Source organism: Acinetobacter sp. KH_038 (assembly GCF_057839405.1).
In genome coordinates this window covers 1,768,167-1,783,662 of record NZ_CM174489.1, presented here as the reverse complement: position 1 = coordinate 1,783,662, position 15,496 = coordinate 1,768,167, and the positions used below count along the sequence as shown (strand labels likewise).

At 44.7% G+C, this 15,496-nt stretch carries 16 protein-coding genes and 1 tRNA gene; 14 read left to right on the top strand and 3 right to left on the bottom strand.

Annotated elements, in window-relative coordinates; genetic code table 11:
* The first annotated feature begins 9 nt into the window (after window positions 1-9).
* The 14 genes from AC3IT7_RS08360 to AC3IT7_RS08295 all read left to right on the top strand — a co-directional run bounded on the left by AC3IT7_RS08360 (window position 10) and on the right by AC3IT7_RS08295 (window position 13,286).
* On the top strand, window positions 10-423 hold the full coding sequence (locus tag AC3IT7_RS08360; protein WP_489248123.1) for a hypothetical protein: 414 nt from the start codon (window positions 10-12) through the stop codon (window positions 421-423).
* A 169-nt stretch (window positions 424-592) separates the two neighbouring features.
* Window positions 593-2,014, top strand: coding sequence for a cysteine--tRNA ligase (gene cysS, locus AC3IT7_RS08355; RefSeq protein WP_489248122.1), 1,422 nt, complete (start codon window positions 593-595; stop codon window positions 2,012-2,014).
* A gap of 62 nt (window positions 2,015-2,076) precedes the next feature.
* Window positions 2,077-2,152, top strand: a tRNA-Gly gene (locus AC3IT7_RS08350).
* Window positions 2,153-2,412: 260 nt separating this feature from the next.
* The gene (locus AC3IT7_RS08345) at window positions 2,413-3,387 is read left to right on the top strand and encodes a KpsF/GutQ family sugar-phosphate isomerase (protein WP_489249992.1); all 975 of its coding nucleotides are present in this window, start codon (window positions 2,413-2,415) and stop codon (window positions 3,385-3,387) included.
* A gap of 3 nt (window positions 3,388-3,390) precedes the next feature.
* A complete protein-coding gene (locus tag AC3IT7_RS08340) occupies window positions 3,391-3,930 on the top strand; it encodes a KdsC family phosphatase (protein ID WP_100534975.1) in 540 nt (179 codons plus the stop codon).
* Window positions 3,931-3,963: 33 nt separating this feature from the next.
* Window positions 3,964-4,512, top strand: a complete 549-nt coding sequence (lptC, locus tag AC3IT7_RS08335) for an LPS export ABC transporter periplasmic protein LptC (protein ID WP_475653356.1) — start codon at window positions 3,964-3,966, stop codon at window positions 4,510-4,512.
* Window positions 4,496-5,062, top strand: coding sequence for a lipopolysaccharide transport periplasmic protein LptA (lptA, locus tag AC3IT7_RS08330; protein ID WP_475653355.1), 567 nt, complete (start codon window positions 4,496-4,498; stop codon window positions 5,060-5,062). Before lptC ends, lptA begins: the two co-directional genes overlap by 17 nt.
* The gene (lptB, locus tag AC3IT7_RS08325) at window positions 5,062-5,805 is read left to right on the top strand and encodes an LPS export ABC transporter ATP-binding protein (RefSeq protein WP_475653354.1); all 744 of its coding nucleotides are present in this window, start codon (window positions 5,062-5,064) and stop codon (window positions 5,803-5,805) included. Before lptA ends, lptB begins: the two co-directional genes overlap by 1 nt.
* 184 nt (window positions 5,806-5,989) lie before the next feature.
* On the top strand, window positions 5,990-7,489 hold the full coding sequence (locus tag AC3IT7_RS08320) for a TolC family outer membrane protein (protein ID WP_489248121.1): 1,500 nt from the start codon (window positions 5,990-5,992) through the stop codon (window positions 7,487-7,489).
* On the top strand, window positions 7,486-9,624 hold the full coding sequence (locus AC3IT7_RS08315) for a type I secretion system permease/ATPase (RefSeq protein ID WP_489248120.1): 2,139 nt from the start codon (window positions 7,486-7,488) through the stop codon (window positions 9,622-9,624). Before AC3IT7_RS08320 ends, AC3IT7_RS08315 begins: the two co-directional genes overlap by 4 nt.
* Window positions 9,621-10,808: a beta-barrel domain-containing protein gene (locus AC3IT7_RS08310; RefSeq protein WP_475653351.1), complete on the top strand. Its 1,188-nt coding sequence runs from the start codon at window positions 9,621-9,623 to the stop codon at window positions 10,806-10,808. The genes AC3IT7_RS08315 and AC3IT7_RS08310 overlap by 4 nt, the downstream gene beginning before the upstream one ends.
* 118 nt (window positions 10,809-10,926) lie before the next feature.
* The gene (locus AC3IT7_RS08305; RefSeq protein WP_489248119.1) at window positions 10,927-11,526 is read left to right on the top strand and encodes an IMPACT family protein; all 600 of its coding nucleotides are present in this window, start codon (window positions 10,927-10,929) and stop codon (window positions 11,524-11,526) included.
* Window positions 11,519-12,136 (top strand): acyltransferase, encoded by a 618-nt coding sequence (locus AC3IT7_RS08300; RefSeq protein ID WP_489248118.1) that lies wholly within the window; start codon window positions 11,519-11,521, stop codon window positions 12,134-12,136. The genes AC3IT7_RS08305 and AC3IT7_RS08300 overlap by 8 nt, the downstream gene beginning before the upstream one ends.
* A gap of 307 nt (window positions 12,137-12,443) precedes the next feature.
* On the top strand, window positions 12,444-13,286 hold the full coding sequence (locus AC3IT7_RS08295) for a universal stress protein (RefSeq protein WP_489248117.1): 843 nt from the start codon (window positions 12,444-12,446) through the stop codon (window positions 13,284-13,286).
* A 170-nt stretch (window positions 13,287-13,456) separates the two neighbouring features.
* Here AC3IT7_RS08295 and AC3IT7_RS08290 read toward each other — a convergent pair whose 3' ends face one another.
* From AC3IT7_RS08290 to fdxA, 3 genes are all read right to left on the bottom strand, one after another.
* The gene (locus AC3IT7_RS08290; RefSeq protein ID WP_489248116.1) at window positions 13,457-14,122 is read right to left on the bottom strand and encodes an O-methyltransferase; all 666 of its coding nucleotides are present in this window, start codon (window positions 14,120-14,122) and stop codon (window positions 13,457-13,459) included.
* Between the two features lie 132 nt (window positions 14,123-14,254).
* Window positions 14,255-14,971, bottom strand: coding sequence for a D-Ala-D-Ala carboxypeptidase family metallohydrolase (locus tag AC3IT7_RS08285; protein WP_475653346.1), 717 nt, complete (start codon window positions 14,969-14,971; stop codon window positions 14,255-14,257).
* Window positions 14,972-15,107: 136 nt separating this feature from the next.
* Window positions 15,108-15,431, bottom strand: a complete 324-nt coding sequence (gene fdxA, locus AC3IT7_RS08280; protein ID WP_004279936.1) for a ferredoxin FdxA — start codon at window positions 15,429-15,431, stop codon at window positions 15,108-15,110.
* Window positions 15,432-15,496 lie beyond the last annotated feature (65 nt).

Here is a 15,496-nt window from a genome sequence, read left to right as displayed (position 1 = left end):
GAGTTATCCATGAATAAATTATTATTGTCTGTATTGTTGCTTACAGCATCATTCACTCTAACAAATGCTAATACAGGAACAAAGATATCTTTAAATTCAGGCGAGTTGAAAGGTCGCTACGCAATTGACTGCTCAACGCAAAAAGCACATGATTTATCTTATGTGATGGGGGATAAAAGCATTTTGCGTTTAATTTCTGCCAGACAAAAGCATGGATTATTGAAGTCTATTGAGCAAAAACCAGCAAAACCTTTTGAAGATTATAAATATTTAAGTACAGCTAAGTATCAAGGCTTCACTGTTGATTTTTATCAAAAGGATGATCAAAACTGGGCACGTGTGAAAAATACCAGCATTACAAATTTTTTTGGTCCAAAAACCAGCCAATTGTTAATGCAATGTAGAAACGAATCTCAGTCTTAAAATTCGCTACAATTACGCGTGGAATGAGACCGGCAATATGCTGGTCTTTTTATTCTTGGATTGTTAAAGGGAGGGGGGGAATTTTATAAAAATATATCTTAAAACTTTATGAAAAATAATGCTTAGGTTAAGATGAGCCATCCTTATATTTGAAGTTTTTTGAATAGCTATGCAACCATTTGTTCTATATAACTCAGAGCAACGCAAGAAAGTAGAATTCGTACCGCGTAAAGAAGGCCAGATCGACATGTATGTCTGCGGCATGACCGTTTACGACTACTGTCATATTGGGCATGCGCGGGTCATGGTTGCATTCGACTACATCATCCGTTTCCTGCGTAGTCAGGGCTGGAGCGTTAAATACGTTCGCAACATTACCGATATTGATGACAAGATCATCAAGCGCGCCAATGAAAATGGTGAAAGTATTACGGCGTTGACCGATCGTTTCATTCAGGCCATGAATGAAGATGCTGCAAATTTAGGTTGTCTGGCACCAGACGAAGCACCACGTGCCACCGATTATATCGATCAAATGCAAAACATGATTGGCACCTTAGTTGACAATGGCACGGCATATCCATCAAGCAATGGTGATGTCTATTTTCAGGTAGAAAAATTTGCCAAATATGGCCGTCTGTCTGGGCGCAAACTGGAAGATATGCAGGCTGGTGCTTCCGAGCGCGTTGATGTAGAAGTGGAAAAGAAACATCCATTTGACTTCGTGCTGTGGAAACATGCCAAAGAAAATGAACCTTCTTGGGCATCTCCTTGGGGTAATGGTCGTCCAGGCTGGCATATTGAATGTTCAGCGATGTCGACCTGCTGCCTAGGCAACCATTTCGATATTCATGGCGGTGGTTCGGACTTGACCTTCCCACATCATGAAAACGAAATCGCCCAATCAGAAGCATCAACGGGTGAGCAGTATGTAAATTACTGGATGCACGTCGGTTTCATCAATGTTGATGGCGAAAAAATGTCGAAGTCGCTGGGTAACTTTTTTACCATTCGCGATGTGATGGAGAAATTCCATCCTGAAGTGATCCGTTATTTCATTGTATCTTCGCACTACCGTAGCCCGGTAAACTTCTCTGATGCTGCTTTAAAAGAAGCGAAAAACACGCTTTCCCGTTTTTATCATTCTTTTAAAACCTATCAGGCAGTGTATGGCGACAAGCTGGTAGAAACTCTGGATGAAACCTTGGTCGAGCGCTTTAATGCGGCTATGCGCGATGACTTTAATACTTCTGAAGCCATTGCAGTACTGTTTGAAATTAACAAAGCGTTAAATACTGCTGTTAAAGAAGAGCAGGCTGAGCAAGCAGCAGTTTATTATGCAACTTTACGTCATTTGACCGATATTCTGGGGTTGGTGCAATACAATGTCGATGAGTTCCTGAAGTCAGATATTGGTCAAGATGCTTTAGCTTTAACACCGGAGCAAATTGAAGATTTGATCCAGCAGCGCCAGGATGCCAAAAAAGCCAAAGAATTTGCACGTGCGGATGAAATCCGTCAATCTCTGCTTGATCAGGGTGTAGTGCTTGAAGATACCCGTCAAGGAACTGTATGGCGTCGTGCCGATTAATTAGACAGTTGATATTATAGAGAGTTGACACTGCTGTGGAATTCTCTATAATTCACTTCATTGCGGGAATAGCTCAGTTGGTAGAGCATAACCTTGCCAAGGTTGGGGTCGGGAGTTCGAGTCTCCTTTCCCGCTCCAGAATACAAAAAACCCTTATCGAAAGATAAGGGTTTTTTATTGTCTCTAAAAAAATAAATATCGACTCAACTGATATCCTTACGATTTCAATACCATCTGCAGATAATTCACAGCTTTGTGTTTGAGTTTTATAAAAACCTATACATTTAGAAAGCTTGCAATTGCATAGCTATGCTAAAATTGCGAAAATTATGCCCATCAAATGAGAGTTTTTCTCTGTCCTTAGCGTAGGTAAACAGGCTTTGAATCCACAAAAAAAAGTGAATCAACTAGATTTTCAGAAAGTCGCGCTGGAAACACTGCGCATTGAAGAAAATGCATTACAGGTTTTAGCCACACAAATCGATGACCGTTTTAGCCGGGCTTGTGAAATCATTCTCCAGTGCACAGGCCGCCTGGTGATTACCGGAATGGGCAAGTCAGGTCATATTGGCCGTAAAATGGCGGCGACCTTTGCCTCGACCGGGACACCGTCTTTCTTTATGCACCCGGGCGAAGCCGGTCATGGCGACCTTGGTATGCTGGTGGCCGGTGATGTACTGATTGCGATTTCAAACTCGGGCAAGAGTGATGAAATCATGATGCTGATGCCATTAATCAAACATCTGCAGATTCCTCTGATTACCATTAGTGGTGATGATCGCGGGCCAATGCCACAAAATGCCGATGTGGCTTTAACCCTCGGCAATATTCAGGAAGCCTGTCCGCTGGGATTGGCACCGACTTCTTCAACCACTGCCACTTTGGCCCTAGGCGATGCTTTGGCTGTGGCCTTGCTGGATGCTCGCGGCTTTACTTCGGATGATTTTGCACGTTCGCATCCTGCCGGAGCTTTGGGCAAGCGACTGCTTTTACATGTAAAACATTTGATGCGCACAGGTTCGGATTTGCCAAAAGTCTCGCCAGATACCGCCATGAATAAAGTGCTTTATGAAATTTCTAACAAACGTCTGGGATTGACCACAGTAGTTGATGAAAATGACATACTGCTGGGAATTTTTACCGATGGTGACTTGCGTCGTTTAATTGATAAACAGCAGGGCTTTGACGTTAATCTGGCGATTCAGGACGTGATGACTAAAAATCCGTTAACGATTTCTCAGGATGCACGTGCAGTCGTGGCACTGGAACGTATGAATGAACGTAAAATCAACCAGTTTGTAGTGGTTGATGATGCCAATAAAGTGATTGGTGTGATTAGTATGCATGACCTGATTCAGGCTGGGGTAAATTAAGAAATGGCATCTTATGTATTGTTAGAGCAGGCACGTCATATTTCAGCATTAGTGCTTGATGTCGATGGTATTTTAAGTGACGGCTTTGTCACGCTGACCAACACGGGTGATGAAATTAAATCATTCGATATCCGTGATGGGCTGGGCATGAAACTGGTTCAGCAGGCGGGCATCAAGGTCATCATTATTACTGGCCGTAAAAGCAATATTGTCGAAAAGCGCATGTCTGACCTGGGTGTGGATCTGGTTTATCAGGGTCGTGAAGATAAAGGCACCGCACTTCGTGAAGCATGTGCACAACTGAATATTGATCCAGACGATTGCCTGTATATGGGCGATGACTGGCCTGATCTTTCGGCTTTTGCCATTGCGGGCATGAAGGTGACTGTGCCGAATGGTCATCTGGAGGTGCGGCGTCGTGCAGATCTGGTGACTCAGGCTTTGGGTGGGCGTGGAGCAGTACGTGAAATCTGCGATATGCTGCTGATGTCCAAGGGTGTATACCAAGAGTTACTTGAAAAATATACTCGTGCGCCTTATTAATAAGTCATATCTTTTGGATTAAGTACACCGCTTATGGATACTAAAGTTTTATATATTACGGCTGTGGTTATTGCCGCAATAAGTGGTGGTTATTATTATTACAGCGGCAAGGGCAATAAGCTGCAGATTGATTCTGCACGCAGCATGACCTATTCCGCCAAAAATATTAACTTAACCCAGACGGATGAAAAAGGCATGTTGTCGGTTCGTGCTCAGGTAGACCGACTTGAGCAGAACTTGCAGCAACAAACCTCAAAGCTGGAAAACCTGAAAGCGTCGACCTATGACAATGCTAAAGTCGACGCGACATTCTCTGCCAAAATGGCGCATGGTTATGATGACAATACAAAAGTTGTACTCTCTCAAGAAGTGCTCGCCACCAAAATCATGCAAAATGGACAATTAGAATTCCGTACCCAGGAACTGACTGCTTTTCCAAAAACACGTGAAATTGAAACCGACAAGACAGTTATTGTGACTTCGCCACAGGCTGAATTTGTCAGCCAGGGTCTTAAAGCCAATCTTAATGATGGTCAATACGAATTCTTTAATATTCGAGGAAAGTATGAACCAAACTCCTAAAGCCAAAATGATGCACACTTTCCTGAAGCGCACTGCGCTGGCGACTGTGATTGGACTCGGTTCAATTGCTGCTTTTGCCTTGCCATCTGACCGTAACCAGCCGATCACCTTGCTTGCTGACCGCGCAACTTTTAATGAGCGTACCGGTGTGACTACCTATTCTGGCAATGTCATCATTGAACAGGGCACCATGAAGCTTCAAGCCAACTCAATTGTGGCCAATCTGAATAATAAACGCCAGATCAGCCTGATTACGGCAACAGGCAGTCCGGCACAGTTTCAGCAAAAAGTAGATGCATCCAAAGGCTTAGCCAAAGGCCAGGCGCAGAAAATTGTCTACAATGCCGAGACCGGGATTATTACCATGTCAGGCAATGCTTTCTTGCAACAGGATGGGGCCAGTATTCGTGGCACAACCTTGAAGTACAGCATGAACAAAGGTGATATTGAAGCGACCGGCACGCCAAACAAGACCGGTTCATCTGCGGGTCGTGTACAGATCGTGATTCCGCCATCATCTTCAACATCCTCTCCGGGAGCGCGTGATTAATGCAGCAATCGCAGCAAGTTCAAACCTTAACCATCAAGCATCTGGCAAAAAACTATAATAAGCGCTGGGTGGTAAAGGATGTGTCTTTTAGTATGGAAAGTGGCCAGATTGTCGGATTGCTAGGACCCAATGGTGCCGGTAAAACCACCAGTTTCTATATGGTGGTCGGCCTGGTGCGGATGGATAAAGGTGAAATTTATCTGGATGATCTGGATCTTTCCGATCTGGCCATGCATGAACGGGCACGCAAGGGAATCGGCTATTTGCCCCAGGAAGCGTCAATTTTCCGGAAACTGACCATTTCAGAAAATATTATGGCAATTCTGGAAACCCGTAAAGACATGACCAAGGCACAACGCCAGCAGCGTCTGGCCGAGCTTTTGGCAGATTTTAAAATTACCCATATTAAAGATTCTCTGGGCATGAGTGTCTCGGGTGGTGAACGACGCCGTGCCGAGATTGCACGTGCCTTGGCGGCCGATCCTAAGTTTATGTTACTCGATGAACCTTTTGCAGGTGTCGATCCGATTTCGGTTGGAGATATTAAAGATATTATTACTACCCTGAAAGATCGCGGGATTGGTGTATTGATTACTGATCATAATGTGCGTGAAACCTTGGCGATTTGCGAGCATGCTTATATTGTCAGTGAAGGCGCATTGCTTGCAGAAGGTACACCAGACGAGATTCTGGCCAACGAAACAGTGAGAAAAGTGTATTTAGGTGATGATTTTACCGTATAAATAAATTTAATCTCTGTAAAATACCCTCATCACGACATCCAATGTCGGATGAGGGTTTTTTTTCGTCAAATCAAAGCTAAAAAAGATATCTTTTGAAACGATTTGATATATTGTTAGGCTAAAACATGAAACATTAATTATTATGCGATTTAGGGTACAGCACATAAAAAATGTTCAGGTGAAAATGGATAAAAAAAGAGGAATTTTCATAACTCTTCTTTTACCTTTATCTATTTCCCTAGTACATGCAGAAACTTCGCAAAACTATTTTGCAAATTTTAAAAACGGTTTAGGTAAACTGATTGCACCAGAGCCAATACGGTCAGCGCAATCAGTTGATATTACGTCACTCAGTCAATATTCATTAGACACTTCTCAAGTTGCTGAACTGCCACAGGTTACCCGACCACAACCGGGACAGTCTGCTGCCAGTTCCAGCGTGGCTCGTATTCCACAAAAGATGAACGTGGTGGAAGCGATCCATATTGCAGTTCAGCGACGCCCTGAAATCAGCCAGAGTATTTCCAGCCTGTCTGCACAGGCGGCCAATATTGATGTGGCAAGGGCTGCTTATTATCCACAGCTATCAGGTGGAGTGGGGACAGGTGATCTGACCTCGGGTGAGCGTGGGCGGCAAGTGGTGTCCTTAAATGCAACACAGATGCTGTATGATTTTGGCAAGGTCAAAACCAATGTCAGTATAGAGGAAGCCCGCTTGGCAGAAGAACAGGCAAGAGTGCTGGTCAGCCTGGACCAGGTGGCACTTGACGTGGCAGATGCGATTGTTAATATCAAGCGTTATCAGGAAATTACCAAAATTGCCGAGCAGCAGATTCAGGGGATTGGTCGAATTGCAGAAATCGCCAATCTACGTGCCCGTGCCGGGATTAGCAGTCAGGCCGATCCAATTCAGGCTCAGTCCAATCTGGAAGCGGCACAATCGAACCTGCTGGTACAGCAGACCCAGCTCAGACAATATCAGCAACGTTTACGCACTTTGCTCGGTTTTGATGTGTCCCGGGTTGAATGGGAAATTCCAGAGTATATTGTGGCGCAAGCCAATCTCTATCAAGATCCGGAATTTACCCGGATTCCCAATATGATTCTGGCGCAATCCGGTGTAGAGGTGGCACGTTTCCAGAAGGATCAGGCACGTTTAAGCCGTTATCCGAGCATTAACCTTAAAGGCAGCCTAAGTCAGGCTATCAATGGGCGGAATCCGAATAACGATGAAGATGACGGCTTTTATAATTCAATCATGATTGAAGCCAGCAGTAATTTTTATCAGGGGGGCGCAGCACGCTCCCAGGCGCGCTCTGCCAGTTATGCCGAAGAAGCTGCACGTGCACAGGTCAATACGGTTTATCTGGAAGTGCTGGATCAGGTTCGCCTGATTCGTGAGCAGATTGAAAATAAGCAAAAACAAATGGGAGTGTTATCGCAACGCCGTGCAACCACGGTGCGCACCAAAGAGCTGTATCAAGAACAATATAAGTTGGGAACCAGAACCGTAGTGGATTTACTCAACGCAGAACAGGCCATTCATAGTGCGGCACAGGAAATTGAATCTGCGCGTTATGACATCTATTCGGCGATTGTGCAATACATTCAGGTCACCGGCCGTACACGGGATATTTACGCGCTTAACCGTATTTCTATTCAGGGGTTTGAAGTTCAGCCATGAGTACTACAATAAATTATCAACCGTGGCTTAAAGCGGTTTTGAATATTGCCAAGCATTACCGGATCGAACCTTCTGAGGAGCGGATTCGTCTGCAACTGGACTGGAACCAGCATCATGACATCGATGAGATGCTCAAAATTGTCAGTCGCCAGATTGGTTTAAATGTCCGTAAGAATAAATTTGACAGCAGCTTGCTGAATCCGTGGCGTTTGCCGTTGCTGGTCGAGTTTGACAGCGGTGATGTCGGTGTGATTGAACGCATCGACACGCAAGGCAATGTCAGCATACAGCTCAGTGGTGATGAAGGCCTGTCTCAAAGTTTCACGGTGGAGCAGTTAGAAAGCGGCGTAAAGCATCTGTATGTCTTACGCCCCGAATCTTCTGTGCCGGATGCCCGGGTTGATGAGTATATCAAACCGTTTGAGAAAAACTGGTTCTGGTCAATTGTGCTGAATGACTGGAAACGTTATATCGATGTCATGTTCGCCTCCTTGATTGCCAACATTCTGGCACTGGCCACGATTGTTTTCTCGATGAACGTGTATGACCGTGTGATTCCATCACAATCGATTCCCACCTTATGGGTGTTGGCTGGTGGTGTATTAATTGCAGCAATTTTCGAGTTTATCTTACGTGTCTCCCGAATTTATCTGTCAGACATTATTGGTAAACGTGCTGATCTGAAAATCTCTGATCGGGTATTTGGCCATTCCTTACGCATCAAAAATAGTGAACGTTCCAAATCGACCGGCACCTTTATCTCGCAGATTCGGGAACTGGAAGGGGTACGTGAACTGGTTACCTCGACCACAGTGACTGCGATTGCCGACTTGCCATTTTTCTTCCTGTTCTTAGGGATTTTCTGGGTCATTGGTGGCAACCTGTTCTGGGTAATGCTGCTGGTAGTACCACTCATGATTCTTCCTGGTATTCTGGCGCAGAAAAAACTGGCAGAACTGGCGCAGTTGGGCATGCGTGAATCGGCCATTCGCAATGCTTTGCTGGTAGAAGCCGTACAAGGCATTGAAGATATCAAGCTGCTCAGGGCTGAAACGCGTTTCCAGAACCAGTGGAACCATATGAATGAAGTTTCAGCCGACGTCAGCATGCAGCAACGTAAGATTGTGGGCTTGATGACAGCCTGGACGCAAAAAATCCAGGGCTTGACCTTTGCCATCGTGGTACTGGTCGGTGCTTTTGCAGTCATGGATGGTGAGATGACCACAGGTGCTCTGGTGGCCTGTTCGATTCTGTCTTCACGGATGCTGGCACCGATTTCACAAATTACTGGCGTGCTGGGCCGTCTGCAACAGGCCAAAGTGGCCAAAGCCGGTCTGGATGAATTGATGAAAAAAACGGTCGATCAGCCGGATTATTCTCATCTGATTCATCGTCCAGCTCTGGATGGTCATTATGAGCTCAGTGGTGTGGTGTTTAAATATGGCGAAGATGATCCAAAACCAAGCTTGATGATTCCAAAACTGGAAATCAAACCCGGTGAAAAAATTGCGATTCTGGGACGTAATGGTGCCGGTAAATCGACCTTGTTACAGCTATTGTCCGGGATGCAGACACCATTACAGGGCAAGGTCAAGCTGGATGGTATTGATTTAACCCTGATTGATCCTTCTGATGTGCGGCGTGATATGGGTCTGCTGAATCAGAACTCGCAGCTGTTTTATGGCTCGATTCGTGAAAATCTCAGCCTGGGTGCGCCCTTGGCCACTGATCAGCAAATTCTGGAAGCATTGCAAATCACCGGTGCATTAGGGTTTGTGCAGGAGAAAAAAGAAGGTCTGGATCATATTATTCTGGAAGGTGGCGTCGGTTTTTCTGGTGGCCAGCGTCAGGCGCTGTTGTTAGCACGACTGTTGATCCGTCAACCGAAAATTCTGCTATTAGATGAACCTACTGCGGCGATTGATGATGTGTCAGAGAAACAGTTAATTGAGCATCTGAAAGGTTATTTAAGCCATCGTACCATGGTGGTCGCGACACACCGCCGTGCGGTATTGGAACTGGTGGATCGTATCATTGTGGTGAACGACGGTAAAATTGTGATGGATGGCCCGCGCGATCAGATCCTGAATCAGTCACAGGGTAGTAATAAGCAGGTTGTTGGAGCAAGTGCATGAGTGAACAACAAGAACTAAAACGTTCAAGCAAAGTCAGCTTTCAGGAACCACCTTTACCCAAATCTAGCGTGATTATCTGGATTGTCGGGATCGGCTTGTTGGTATTGCTGACCTGGGCCTGGTTATTTAAGCTGGAAGAAGTCTCTACCGGTACCGGAAAGGTGATTCCATCTTCCAAAGAGCAGGTGATCCAGTCTCTGGAAGGCGGTATTCTGACTAAACTGAATGTCAAAGAAGGTGAAATTGTCGAGCGTGGCCAAATATTGGCTCAGCTTGATCCGACCCGTCTTGAATCCAATGTCGGTGAATCAGAATCCTTGCTGGTCTCATCACGTGCAACTTCAGCGCGCTTACGTGCTGAAGTCAGTGGTACACCCTTGGTATTTCCGGCAGAAGTCTTGAAATATCCAAAACTGGTGAAAGAAGAAACTGCATTGTATCAGTCACGCCGCGCCAACCTGGAAGAATCGGTTGCCGGCCTGCAACAGGCACTGGTATTGGTACAGCAAGAACTGGAAATGACAGCACCACTGGTGGCCAAAGGGGCAGCCAGTGAAGTTGAAGTGCTGCGTTTAAAACGAGAAGCCAACGACCTGCGTAACCAGATGAATGATATTCGTAATCAGTATTATGTCAGTGCGCGTGAAGAGCTGTCCAAGGCCAATACAGATGTACAGACCCAGCAGCAGGTGGTACGCGGCAAATCCGATACCTTGAGTCGCACAATCTTTAAATCACCGGTACGTGGCATCGTGAAAGAGATTGATGTGATGACCTTGGGTGGTGTAATTCCACAAAATGGCAAGCTGATGACCATCGTGCCACTGGATGAAAAACTACTGGTTGAAGCGCGAATTTCGCCACGTGATATTGCCTTTATTCGTCCGGATCAGGAAGCACTGGTTAAAATCACTGCCTATGATTATTCAATTTATGGCGGCTTGAATGGTAAAGTGGCGATGATTTCACCGGATACTTTACGTGATGAAGTCAAGCAGGATCAGTTCTATTACCGGGTTTATATCCGTACCGACAGTGACAAGCTGAGTAATAATGCGGGTCAGGAGTTCAATATCACTCCGGGGATGGTCGCGACAGTAGATATTCGAACCGGTTCAAAAACGGTGATGGATTATCTGATCAAGCCATTCAACAAGGCCAAAGAAGCCTTGCGTGAACGCTAATCCTTGCACGCTATTGTGTAAAACAATCGAGTAAAATCAGGCCTCTCTGCGGAGAGGCTTTTTATTTGTCGGGACAAAACGGTTATACTGCAACAGTTCGATTTTAAAGCCTGAAGTTATGCCATTTACTCTTGCCAGCCTGGTCAGTTTTGAGGAAGACATCAAAAAAAGCCGCTTTCAGGCATTTGCCACACCTGTAGAAAATGAGCAGGAGGTTAAGGATTTTCTGGCGGCTTATCACGATCCAACTACCACGCATCAATGCTGGGCCTGGAAGATTGGCCATCAGGTACGTTTTAATGATGATGGTGAGCCTTCAGGTACCGCGGGACGCCCGATTCTGGCCACCATTGAAGGCAATGAGCTGAGCAATGTACTGGTACTGGTCAATCGCTGGTATGGCGGGATCAAGCTCGGTACTGGAGGATTGGTTCGTGCCTATGGCGGCTGCGCCGGTCAATGCTTGCTGCTGGCAGAAAAAATTGAACTGATTGAAAAGAAAAAGGTGCAATTTTTCTGTCAGTTTAATGAATGGGCCATTTTTCAATATGAGCTGAATCAGCAGCAGATTGATTATCATGAAGAGTATACGGCCGAAGGCGTTCAGGTTCAGGCGCAGTTCCAGAAGCATCAGATTCAGCCTTTTGCCTTAAAAATTCAGGATGTGACCCGCGGCCGGGAACAGCTCAAAATCATAGAAGAAGCGACAGATGACTGAAGCAGATCCATTACTGAAATATCGCGAGCAGCATAAACATCGCCTGAATTATATGCCTTGGCTGTACTGGTCCTTAAAGCCTAAAAATCGTGGCTGGGCAGAGGCATGGCAACAGGAATATCAGGCTTATCTGATGCAGATGGAAACCGTCGAGATTGGTGAAAACTGTTTTATTTCCCCACTGGCACATATTTTTGCAGAACCGGGACGTAAAATCAGTATTGGTGATAATAGCTTTATTGCCGCAGATTGCACTTTGCATGGCCCATTAGAGATTGGGAATGAAGTGGCGATCAATCATCACTGTATTCTGGATGGCGGCCGGGTGGGGATCAAGCTGCATGATCAGGTGCGTATTGCAGCCTATTGTCATCTGTATGCCTTTGATCATGGTATGCAGCTGGAGCAGCCAGTTTACCAGCAGGCGGTACGTTCGCAAGGAATCGAAATTGGCCGGGATGTCTGGCTCGGTGCACATGTGGGTATTAAAGACGGCGTTAAAATCGCAGATCAGGCCATCGTCGGGATGGATAGTATGGTGACCAAGGACGTGGAAGCCCGCGCCATCGTGGCAGGTAATCCGGCAAGGTTTATCCGTTACCGCGAATAAAACCTTGCCTGGCAAGGAGATAAAGGAAATTTTATAATCAGTTCTTCCTTGTGCCATAGCGCTGCTCAGCATTCATAAGAAGATCGGATTTTGTTCGTATTGATTAGAAAATGATTTTTAAAGCCCTGTAATGGTCTGGATTTAAGTATTTCATCTGATTGCTGAATTATTCTTCTAATCGTCGGTCTATCACATAAAAGTTAACATATTTCAATGCAAGGCTTACAGATTTTGCTGCACATTTTAGAAAGCTTATGCTAAGTTAAAAATAACTAAGAAATTTTTATCATAAATAGAGAGGCTAAACATGAAACGTGTCATCGCCTGCATCGACTCATCACCTTGTATAAACGCGCTGGCAGACGCGGCTGCATGGATTGCCAAGCAGACCGGACGTGAACTGGTCCTGTTACAGGTTCTGGATTATTATCCGGCCAGTTATCATCTGGGGGAAATCAGTGGGGTCATCGGCTTCGAAAGCAATGCCATGTTACTCAAGGAACTGGCTGAACTTGAACAAAAACAAAGTGAAATAGCCCTGGATTATAGCAATAACCTGCTGCAACACATTTCCGAGCGAATTTTATCAGAACACGGTATTCAAACCACACATATTCAGGAAAAGGGCGATTTTCTGGAGCAAAGTTTCCAGATTCTCAATCCGGATGATATCGCATTAATTGGATTGCTCGGTGAGCGCTCAGCTGAAAAGAATAAGCCGATCGGCACCAATGTCGAGAACTTTATTCGTGGTGCCAATTGTACCGTCATGACTGTCGGAGAACAGTTTAAACCACCAACACGATTTATTTTTGCCTACGAATATTCCCCGACCTGTATCAAGATGATGAGACGGATTGCGGAAAGTGATTTGCTGCGTTTATTACAATGTCATCTGTTATATGTGGGCGATCATGCCGAGATTTTAACTGAACCACTGCAATATCTGACTCAAGCAGGCTTAGATGTGGTGCCGCAATATCGTTATGGTGATGTTGCCGAGAATATTCTGACTTATCAGCAGGAAATGGGCATCCAGCTGATTGTTCTAGGTGCGTTTAGTCACAGTAAAATCCATCAGTTCTTTCTGGGCAGTATTGCCACCACGATTTTCCGTAATTCCAAGGTGCCTTTACTGGTCGCAAAGTGAGAGCTGCATAAAAAGCAAACAATTTGAAAATTGCAACTTAAATTGTTACAGCTTGCTGTAAAAATAACCAGAGTTATCCTCATATATTGTGGATAACTCTGTGGTTAATATTTATAAGTATATGTTATTTATATTAAATATGCTGTTGGGTGATTTTTGTTCTTCTGGATTTATTTGACAATCGCGAGCGCAAAACCATCATGTCCTTTGCTGCCTACCGTCTGTAAGGCGGTACAAGACAAGATACGTGGATGATTTTGCAGCGCTTTAAACATATCGCGAATACCTTCAATACTTGGCTTGTTATTGTCCGGATTAATAATTTCACCAGCACGAATCACATTGTCCAGAAAAATAAGCGTACCTGAGTGCGATAGCTTTAAGCTGAGTTCCAGATATTCCGGATAGCTCTGTTTGTCTGCATCAATAAAGATAAAATCAAAGGCTTCAGTATGTTCAGGCAGGGCTTTTAAAACATCTGCTGCCCGGCCACATTTCAGTTCAACAGTTTGCTTGAGCTGGGCACGATCAATATTTTCCTGACCCATGGCCGCATGCGTATCACGTCCTTCAATGGTCAGAATATACCCATCATCGGGCAAGGCGCGTGCCAACCACATGGTGCTATATGCTGCAAATGTTCCGAGTTCCAGTACCCGTTTACATTGGTTCATCTGGATCAACATCTGTAACAACATGCCTTGATTGGGTGCCACAGCCAGATGATCCGGAAAACCGTGCGCAGCAGTATTTTCCAGCGTCTGATTCAGAATAGGATCTTCAGGAATTAAATGTGAATCAATGTAGCTGTCAATGTCTGTCCACATTTGTTGCATAGTCTTAGCACCTCGATTACGATGCCTGCATTTTAAACTTTTCGCGGCATAGCGCAATTTATTGTTCTATAGGTGCTGCTTTTTTAGGCGATACAAAGCCCACAACGGACTTTGTATAGATGATGTCATGACTTAGTAATTACACATTGAAGAATTACGTCCTAAACTTGGCCCCCAGGTGCGGTAACCTTGAGTATCGATATGGATCTGTCCAGAAGCATACATGCCAAGTCCCATATTCAGGCTTTGACCATGCTGGATCCAGAACTGACATAATTTGAACTTGGTATTTTCAATATAGCTGTAATCTTGTGCTTGCGGATATTCCGGGCCAATACGAAAATCGATGGCAGAATTATACAGGTGACGTGAAGAATTGGCGCCACCGGCACATTGGTTTAAAGGCAGGTCACGATAAACAGAAGTAACTTCAAAATCTGTCAGTACATTGGCGGCAACCAGATATTTAAAGACGCGCAGGGTCGGAACCTGGTTGGCCCATAATTCACGGCTTGGAATCATGTATTGTGAACGTCCACACTTGGCCCAATCTCGCGCCGTACGCATCAATTCAAAACTGGGGATAATATTGCCTACGCCATTGCGTTCCAGAAATACTTCATATTCACGCACACGTGACAGGTTATCCAGTGCAGATACCCAGTGGGTATATACATAAGGAACAGTTTTTGGCTGGGCTTTACGGTCGTATTGAACACGTTCTTGTGGAATATAAATCCGTTTTCCATCGGGTAGGGTCTGTCCCGGTGGTTTTGTGGTAGTGGTACAGCCCACAAAAACGAGAGGGATTATACAGAGACTCAATAATCCCTTTGAAAAATTCTTCATTTATAGAAATCAGATATTTATAAATAGCGCCATTTTAGACTAAATATACGGAGAAATTTGGAGAATATTGCAATAAAATGTGTGAATTGAGTATAAAAAAGATCAGCATTTGCTGATCTTTTAGAGCTAAAACTAATTACTTTTCAAGATATTGTAATTTATCAGCTTTGCCGTTCCATTCTTCACGATCTGCAGGCTGATCACCGATTTGCGTGATATTCGGCCATTTTTGCGACAGGTCAGCATTTAATTCAATAAACACTTCTTGACCTTCTGGTAATTCATCTTCAGAGAAAATTGCATTCGCCGGACATTCAGGTTCGCATAACGCACAGTCGATACATTCGTCCGGGTTAATTACCAGAAAGTTAGGACCTTCATAGAAACAGTCTACAGGGCAAACTTCAACACAGTCTTGATATTTACATTTAATACAATTTTCAGTGACAACGAAGGTCATGGCGACAGCTACCTAAAAAATATGGTTCTATTTACGAATACTGTATTTTAGGCAAAAACAGGGGG

What these genes read in the sequence shown, in the direction of transcription:
- AC3IT7_RS08360 (WP_489248123.1), top strand. Translation starts at nt 10, where the DNA reads ATGAATAAATTATTATTGTCTGTATTGTTGCTTACAGCATCATTCACT.
- cysS (WP_489248122.1), top strand. Translation starts at nt 593, where the DNA reads ATGCAACCATTTGTTCTATATAACTCAGAGCAACGCAAGAAAGTAGAA.
- AC3IT7_RS08340 (WP_100534975.1), top strand. Translation starts at nt 3,391, where the DNA reads ATGGCATCTTATGTATTGTTAGAGCAGGCACGTCATATTTCAGCATTA.
- lptC (WP_475653356.1), top strand. Translation starts at nt 3,964, where the DNA reads ATGGATACTAAAGTTTTATATATTACGGCTGTGGTTATTGCCGCAATA.
- lptA (WP_475653355.1), top strand. Translation starts at nt 4,496, where the DNA reads ATGAACCAAACTCCTAAAGCCAAAATGATGCACACTTTCCTGAAGCGC.
- lptB (WP_475653354.1), top strand. Translation starts at nt 5,062, where the DNA reads ATGCAGCAATCGCAGCAAGTTCAAACCTTAACCATCAAGCATCTGGCA.
- AC3IT7_RS08320 (WP_489248121.1), top strand. Translation starts at nt 5,990, where the DNA reads ATGGATAAAAAAAGAGGAATTTTCATAACTCTTCTTTTACCTTTATCT.
- AC3IT7_RS08315 (WP_489248120.1), top strand. Translation starts at nt 7,486, where the DNA reads ATGAGTACTACAATAAATTATCAACCGTGGCTTAAAGCGGTTTTGAAT.
- AC3IT7_RS08310 (WP_475653351.1), top strand. Translation starts at nt 9,621, where the DNA reads ATGAGTGAACAACAAGAACTAAAACGTTCAAGCAAAGTCAGCTTTCAG.
- AC3IT7_RS08305 (WP_489248119.1), top strand. Translation starts at nt 10,927, where the DNA reads ATGCCATTTACTCTTGCCAGCCTGGTCAGTTTTGAGGAAGACATCAAA.
- AC3IT7_RS08300 (WP_489248118.1), top strand. Translation starts at nt 11,519, where the DNA reads ATGACTGAAGCAGATCCATTACTGAAATATCGCGAGCAGCATAAACAT.
- AC3IT7_RS08295 (WP_489248117.1), top strand. Translation starts at nt 12,444, where the DNA reads ATGAAACGTGTCATCGCCTGCATCGACTCATCACCTTGTATAAACGCG.
- AC3IT7_RS08290 (WP_489248116.1), bottom strand. Translation starts at nt 14,122, where the DNA reads ATGCAACAAATGTGGACAGACATTGACAGCTACATTGATTCACATTTA.
- AC3IT7_RS08285 (WP_475653346.1), bottom strand. Translation starts at nt 14,971, where the DNA reads ATGAAGAATTTTTCAAAGGGATTATTGAGTCTCTGTATAATCCCTCTC.
- fdxA (WP_004279936.1), bottom strand. Translation starts at nt 15,431, where the DNA reads ATGACCTTCGTTGTCACTGAAAATTGTATTAAATGTAAATATCAAGAC.